7 protein-coding genes and 1 pseudogene are annotated in these 6,882 nt (G+C 44.1%); 1 reads left to right on the top strand and 7 read right to left on the bottom strand.

Annotated features, from left to right (window positions below; genetic code table 11):
* The 4 genes and pseudogenes from AMS66_RS33400 to AMS66_RS03260 form a co-directional block, all read right to left on the bottom strand.
* A partial coding sequence (locus tag AMS66_RS33400; RefSeq protein ID WP_407944515.1) for an alpha/beta fold hydrolase occupies positions 1-348 on the bottom strand: 348 nt, incomplete at its 3' end.
* A 230-nt stretch (positions 349-578) separates the two neighbouring features.
* Positions 579-1,577, bottom strand: coding sequence for an NADP-dependent oxidoreductase (locus tag AMS66_RS03270; RefSeq protein ID WP_053779425.1), 999 nt, complete (start codon positions 1,575-1,577; stop codon positions 579-581).
* Positions 1,578-1,636: 59 nt separating this feature from the next.
* Positions 1,637-1,990: pseudogene (locus AMS66_RS03265) on the bottom strand (ArsR/SmtB family transcription factor).
* A 323-nt stretch (positions 1,991-2,313) separates the two neighbouring features.
* Positions 2,314-2,976 carry a nitroreductase family protein gene (locus tag AMS66_RS03260; RefSeq protein ID WP_053779424.1) on the bottom strand — a complete coding sequence of 221 codons (663 nt, stop codon included), beginning with the start codon at positions 2,974-2,976 and terminating at the stop codon, positions 2,314-2,316.
* A gap of 188 nt (positions 2,977-3,164) precedes the next feature.
* On the opposite strand from AMS66_RS03260, the gene AMS66_RS03255 reads away from it, so the two are divergent.
* The gene (locus AMS66_RS03255; RefSeq protein ID WP_053779423.1) at positions 3,165-3,755 is read left to right on the top strand and encodes a TetR/AcrR family transcriptional regulator; all 591 of its coding nucleotides are present in this window, start codon (positions 3,165-3,167) and stop codon (positions 3,753-3,755) included.
* Positions 3,756-4,289: 534 nt separating this feature from the next.
* Here AMS66_RS03255 and AMS66_RS03250 read toward each other — a convergent pair.
* The 3 genes from AMS66_RS03250 to AMS66_RS33395 form a co-directional block, all read right to left on the bottom strand.
* Complete coding sequence (locus tag AMS66_RS03250; RefSeq protein ID WP_053779422.1) at positions 4,290-5,120, bottom strand: phosphoenolpyruvate hydrolase family protein; 831 nt, start codon at positions 5,118-5,120, stop codon at positions 4,290-4,292.
* Positions 5,113-6,360: a Tm-1-like ATP-binding domain-containing protein gene (locus AMS66_RS03245; protein WP_053779421.1), complete on the bottom strand. Its 1,248-nt coding sequence runs from the start codon at positions 6,358-6,360 to the stop codon at positions 5,113-5,115. Before AMS66_RS03245 ends, AMS66_RS03250 begins: the two co-directional genes overlap by 8 nt.
* Before the next feature lie 142 nt (positions 6,361-6,502).
* Positions 6,503-6,882 (bottom strand): helix-turn-helix domain-containing protein (locus AMS66_RS33395; protein WP_236703138.1); only part of this gene is annotated, 380 nt, incomplete at its 5' end.

Genomic DNA, 6,882 nt, shown 5'->3' with positions numbered 1-6,882 from the left:
ATAACCGAAAGGCTCAACCGCCACGACTCTGTAGTCGGAGGATATTTCATCGATCAGCAATTTGAAATCAAGCGCAGGCGCCGGGGTTCCCTGTCCCGGAAGGAGCACAATGGTTTGTTCTCCGCTGCCCTGAATGAGCACATTCATCTTTTTCCCATCCACATTGACATACTGGCCATACGATTCGATTTTCTTTTTCTCGACTCCATTGCTGATTGCATTAACGACAAACACGATGCCCATGAACAGCACGAGAGCCCCGACAATACCCCCGATTATTTTTAGCCACATGTTCCGTTTCTTGCGGCTTTTATTCCCCGTTGTTTTTATTCCCACCATTTCTCCCATGTTCATATTCTCCTGTTCTTATATCTGTGTAGAGGCACCTAGGCGACATATTCAAAGTGTAATCAAGCAACATGTCCCCTTCGTGACGACAATATGAACGGAATATGAACAAGTCGAAAAAAATAGAGGTGTTACATCCAAAATATGTAAATACCTCCTTTTTGGCGCACGTGTTCCCTACTAAACAAGAAAAACTCCGGTTCTTCTCCGGCTTGGTACAATGTATTGTTTCACTTCATTTTCACTATTATTTTCCCTTTGGCTCTTCCCTTTTCAGCGTATTCTATCGCCTTCTGAGTATCTACAAACGAAAAGATCTTATCAATAACAGGTTTGATTTTCCCTGATTCAATTAGTTCAGAAATAATCTCTAATTGTTTGCCGCTAGGCTTCATGAACAAGAAATTATATTTCACATTATGCTTTTTCTCTAATTTTGTAAGCTTACGAGAGATGAATCGAAAACCATTCGTTTTAATAAAACCAGCTCCGTACTCTTTTCCAAAGCGTGCATTGGGCCAGCCTGTAACCGATACAATTTGTCCTCCTGGCTTGACGATTTTAAAGGCTTTTTCTAAAGTCTCACCACCAATAGTATCGTATACTCCATCATAATCGCGGAGCACCTGATCAAATTCCTCTTTTCTGTAATTGATAATCTGATCGGCTCCAAGCGACTGAACCAAGGCAATTCCCGCTTCACTTGTCGTTGTTGCAACGTATATCCCCATTGCTTTGGCGAGTTGGATCGCAAAGGTCCCCACGCCGCCCGAACCAGCTTGGATCAATACCTTCTGCCCAGCCGAAAGTTGTAATACATCATGCAATGCCTGATATGAGGTAAGTCCAACTAATGGTATTGATGCTGCTTCTTCAAAGGAGAGATTTTCAGGCTTTAGGGCTATATCGTCCTCATGTACGGATATAAACTCAGCAAAGGTACCGATTCGGCTCTTTCTTGGTCGGCCGTAAATCTCATCTCCCTGCTTAAATTGGTTAACCTTCTTTCCAACTTGGACAACCACTCCTGAAAAATCATTTCCTAAAATAAGCGGCATATCATATTTCAGCAACATTCGAGCCTTACCATCTCTGACTTTGATATCGATCGGATTAATACTTGACGCATGGATTTCCGCTAACACATCATAATCACCTACTGTAGGCATTGGTTTGTCAGTCAACTGAAGGGTTGTTTGTCCATACTTTTCAATAATCATTGCTTTCATTATGAAGCCTCCACTATCTTTATTGACTCAAGGTGTACAACATACAATGACTTCGTTTCTTAATAATGTAGTTGTAATAACTCATCGATACGGCCAAACATATTTTTCATATCCCCTAATTTTGTTCTAAGATCTATAAAATAAAAATTTTTGGATCCTTCCTGCCTCATCATAATGATCTCAGCTTCTCTTAAAATTCTAAGATGATGGGACACTGCGGGGCGTGATAAATGAGTTTTTTCAGCAATCTCGCCTACACGCATTCCTTTTATTCAAGTTGTCTCCATAAGTACAGTGATAATCGATTGTCGGTTTTCATCACCAAGGGCTAAAAAAACTTTTTGGTACAATTTGAAATCTTTTTTGATCGCTTCTACTCTATCTAACTTATTCAACTTCAAAATACACCTCATTTGTTTTGTTTATACATTCAAACAGGTGAAGCATTTTATTGTGAGTATGTCATGAGTTATCGCGCTTGACAACGATGAGAAAGAAAATGGAGACCACAAGGAAAAAATTAACAATTATAGGGATCATAAAAACCTTTAGTCCTCACCGTTTGCCCCGGTTGTACGACTCCGAGAAATGCTACCAGCTACACGATAGGCATATATGGATCTATTGCATTACTGCTAGTTATTCCTGAATGGTTCATCAGAATAAAGGGCTTGTAATCTGTAAAAGACCTTAGCTCACCGTTGTTTATACGGGTGCCAAGGTCTTTTACATTTTGTTATTCCTTAGGCATTTCGTTAAAGAAAGCTACATCATCGACTGCCAGCCTCACCGTCGAATGGCCAGGCTTCGCCGCCTTGCCGATGGCGATCAGCATAATCGGAACGTAGCGTTCTGATATACGGAAAGCTTCCATCAACTTTTGTTTGTCGTAGCCGCCCATAGGTACCGTATCGTAGCCTTTAGCACGGGCGACAAGCATGAGTTGCATCGATACTAGCCCGCCGTCGGTATACAATTTTTCCCGGATGGCCTCGGGCGGCATGTTCGAATACATCCCGGTATAACGTTCCACGAACGATTTAGCCGTGTCTGCAGACATGTAACCCGCATCGACCGTCTTTCCAAAGATTTTCTCGGCCAAGTTATAACATTCCAAATCTCCAAGTACCGCAATGACAGCCGAAGCCTCGACCACTTGCTGTTGATTGAATGCGATCGGAAGCAGCTTCTGCTTCAGCTCCGTCGAGTCGATAACGAGAAACCGCGATGGCTGCAGGTTAGCGGCTGAAGGAGCCAGCGTGGCTTGCCGCAATATTTCGGTCAATTCCTCCCACGAAATCTTGATTTCGGGGTCATAGCTACGAACTGAACGACGTTCTCCAATAACATCAAAAAAAAGTCGGTGCTCCATCTTTAGTGATGGTTGTGAAACTGACATGTTCTCTCCTCCTTTTGGAAAAGCAGCATTCTGCCTTTGTTCCAATACAACATGAGTAGTTTGAACAACACATGTTGTATTTGTATGTTATAATACCAACCGAATGGCACGCAATCATCAATAACTATGAACCGTTGGATAGACAACACCTTTTCTATAATGTCGTTTAATTAGAGGAGATCTTAACGATGACAATTAATAAGAATGAAGCTGATCCTCGTGTGATACGTACACGGCGACTCCTTCAAGACGCTTTTGCTTCATTAATTCAAGAAAAAGACTTCGAATCGATCACCGTTAGGGATATTGCTGAGCGGGCTACTGTTAACAGAGCGACTTTTTACGCGCACTTTGTAGATAAATTCGAAATTCTTGAGGTCAGACTAATGGAATCATTTATGACAATTATCAATCGTAGAATAAGCGGTCACACCGTATTAAATGAAGAAACAATTCAGAGTATCTTTCTGGGTGTGTGTGATTTTCACAAAGGTCTCAGCACGATGTGCAAAAGAAGGTATACATCGCTTGGAACTGTTTTCGAAATTCAAATAAAGGAACAAATTCAAACGATACTGCTTTCCTTTATAGATAAAGACAAGATGTTATCGAGTCCCAATGCGCACTTCTTAATCCATACAGCTTCTACCATGTTAAGTTGGGGGATGTACGGAGCTGCTTACACTTGGAATAATGAGGGGAGTCCAATAAGTGCGGAATCCTTCGTTAAACAGGCAATGCCCTTGTTGCTGAACGGAGCCAAAGAACTACTGGGATAGGGCCTATCGCTATAGGGTGCCAAGTAACATGCATAGCGGCCCATCTTGGAAGAAAGTTTCACCAGTCTATCAATGGGCGTCCTGAATTGAACATTTTCCTTTGGAACCCACTGTTTTCGCTCGTCTCATCAGAAGTAGCCGCTAAAATAGCGACTTTCAAAGGGTCATGTTCTTGTCCCTCAACATCTCCCTACGATTCTATCTATAGAATTACGATATATTTGTTTGATAGATTCACACTCTTCAAACTCTAGTAATGTAATTAGTCTTAAGATCAATATTTCTTTAATCCAACGATTCAAAATAATCAGCTTCTTCCTTTATAATCTTGTATTTTTCCCTTGGGGAAACGTGCACCTTATGGATTAAGAATATCAATAAAACAAATATGTTTCTTTGTTGTTAAGCTCATTTTATTTGTTTATTTAGCTCAAATACTTTGGTACGCAAAAAAGGCAACCACAACATTTCTGTTCGGTTGCCTTTTACTATATAAAACAAACTTTAATTATTCAGGTTGCTATCAAATAGAAGCTATTTCCGAATCGACTTGAAGGACTCAGTCTGCTGTGTAATGCCTTTCTCCGCCGCAAAACGCTCGATGCTCGACGCGCCGAAGAATCCATCGATGCCCTTCGTTCTCTCAATGACATATGCCGCATCCTCCGGCTCTGCAATGGGTCCACCGTGGCAAATAATCATTATCTCCGGGTTCACAGCCCGACCGGCTTCAATAATCGCCTCGATTCGTTCTACACAGTCGTCCAGCGTCAGCGCTGTTTTTGCACCAATAGAGCCCTTGGTCGTCAAGCCCATATGCGCAACCAAAATGTCAGCCCCTGCCTCCGCCATGGCCTTTGCCTGAGCAGGATCAAAAACATACGGAGTAGTCAGCAAATCCAATTCATGGGCGATGCGGATCATTTCTACCTCCAGATCGTACCCCATACCGGTTTCCTCCAGGTTTTGTCTGAACACCCCATCAATCAAACCAACGGTTGGGAAGTTCTGAACACCACTGAAGCCCTGCTCCTTCAGCTGCTTAAGGTATACCTCCATTATTCGAAAAGGGTCGGTGCCGCATACCCCTGCCAAAACAGGCGCATGCTTGACGACGGGCAGCACCTCGGCTCCCATCTCAACGACGATTTGATTGGCATCTCCATAGGAGAGCAAGCCCGCCAGTGAGCCGCGGCCCGCCATTCTGTACCGACCGGAATTGTATACGATTAACATATCTGCTCCGCCCGCTTCACTGCTCTTGGCCGTTATGCCTGTACCTGCCCCGACACCCAGTAGAATTTTACCCTGCTTTACCTCTTTCCTGAATTTGTCCATAATTTCTGATCTGTTCAGCTTATTCATTTCGTATATCCTCCTTATTGGATTCATTAGGAATTGCATGCATGAGAGTGATCAGCTTTTGTGCTGCGGCCTCTGCAAAGGCCGGATCGTTGATGGTGCAGTCCATTTCAATCACTTCAACAATCGAGCGGTCGACATGCTGGCGCAGGGTATCAAACAACATCCGGTCTTCCTCCGGTCCGTAGAAAGGCTGCCCCTCCACATCGATTGCGGAAATACCTCTAAGCGGCAGCATGAGCACGGTGCTTTCTTTTGCCATATTCAGCTTCTCCGCAAGTTTCCTGCCAATCTGTTCATTCTCTTCCACCGTGGTTCTCATCAGGGTTACCGTCGGATTATGCTGATAGAACTTATGATCCTTGAATTTCTCCGGCACAGTATCTGTCGGCCCAAAATTGCACATATCCAAGGCGCCCACCGAGATCACCTGCGGAATGCGATTGTGTCCTGCAGCCTCCAAGCGATTCGGCCCCGCATTCAAGACACCACCGATGATTTCATCTGCCCACTCCGTCGTCGTCAAGTCCAATACCCCTTCAATGAAGCCCGCTTCAATCAACGCCTCCATCGACTGCCCTCCGATGCCCGTGGCGTGGAACACGAGCACCTCGTAGCCCCGCTCCTCCAAATATTTTCTTGCCGCTGTGACACATGGTGTTGTCACTCCGAACATCGTGGCTGCAACCAGCGGTTTCTTATCCGGTTTGTGCGTATGCTCAAACTTGAGCATACCCGCCATCGCAAATAACGCATTTGTGAATATTTTCGTAGAAATCGAATTCAATCCTGCTACATCCACCACGGATGGAATCATGACAATATCACTCGTGCCTACGTATGGAGCTGTGTTACCAGATGCAACGGTCGATACCATCACCTTCGGAACACCAATTGGCAGAGCTCTCATGGCTGGTGTGACCAGTGAGGTTCCGCCAGTGCCCCCAAAGGAAATGATTCCGTCAAATTTACCCTGCTTGTATAACTGTGGTACCAGCTTCTTCAATCCTATGGACAAAACCTCTGTAGCCAAAGCCCGATCCTTCTTTGCCGCAAGTTCCTCTATGACCATGCCTGCGGCGTGGGCGACTTCCCGATTGGACACATCCGGAACAAAGGACGGCTCGAATACGCCTGTATGGATCATCAAGGTTCCCAACCCAAGCTCCTCTGCTATGCTCTTGATGTACAGGTATTCATCGCCCTTCGTATCAAACGTTCCAATGATTGCGACGGTCTTCATTCCATGGCCTCCTCGTATGACTCATATAGAACAAAAGCTCGATCGCAGGTAGCAGGCTGATTTTTCTCTAACAGAAAAACCAGTACGATCGCTATAGCTTCATCATACTGGTCCTGTTTAGTTATGAAAACGCTTTTATGTTCTATGTTTTTGTGTTTAGGTTAGATCTGTACTGCTTGGGAGAGCAGCCCTTAAGCTTTTTAAACATTTTGCTGAATTGAGCATAATTAGGATACCCTACCATGCCGGCCACCTCGGATAATTGAAGCTGCGGTGCATGAAGAAGCGTAACGGCTTTATTTATGCGGAAGCTCACCAGATAAGTCTGAAAGCTGCAACCAACTTCCTTTTTAAACAAGCTGCTCAAATAGCTGCGGGAAACATGAGCCACCTTGGCCAGATCCGAAAAAACAATTTCACTGTTGTAGTTTTGTGCTACATATTCTTTAACAAACTCAACGTAATCATAATGCTTGGTGATGCCTTTTAGCATTTTAACCATAAAATCGTCCTCATCCAGAT

It is taken from the genome of Paenibacillus xylanivorans, from assembly GCF_001280595.1.
Lineage (GTDB): Bacteria > Bacillota > Bacilli > Paenibacillales > Paenibacillaceae > Paenibacillus > Paenibacillus xylanivorans.
Note: the sequence above shows the minus strand (reverse complement) of the source record. Positions and strands in the feature narration are given on the sequence as shown.

Coding starts and splice junctions, on each gene's coding strand:
- AMS66_RS03270 (WP_053779425.1), bottom strand. CDS start 1,577: ATGAAAGCAATGATTATTGAAAAGTATGGACAAACAACCCTTCAGTTG.
- AMS66_RS03260 (WP_053779424.1), bottom strand. CDS start 2,976: ATGTCAGTTTCACAACCATCACTAAAGATGGAGCACCGACTTTTTTTT.
- AMS66_RS03255 (WP_053779423.1), top strand. CDS start 3,165: ATGACAATTAATAAGAATGAAGCTGATCCTCGTGTGATACGTACACGG.
- AMS66_RS03250 (WP_053779422.1), bottom strand. CDS start 5,120: ATGAATAAGCTGAACAGATCAGAAATTATGGACAAATTCAGGAAAGAG.
- AMS66_RS03245 (WP_053779421.1), bottom strand. CDS start 6,360: ATGAAGACCGTCGCAATCATTGGAACGTTTGATACGAAGGGCGATGAA.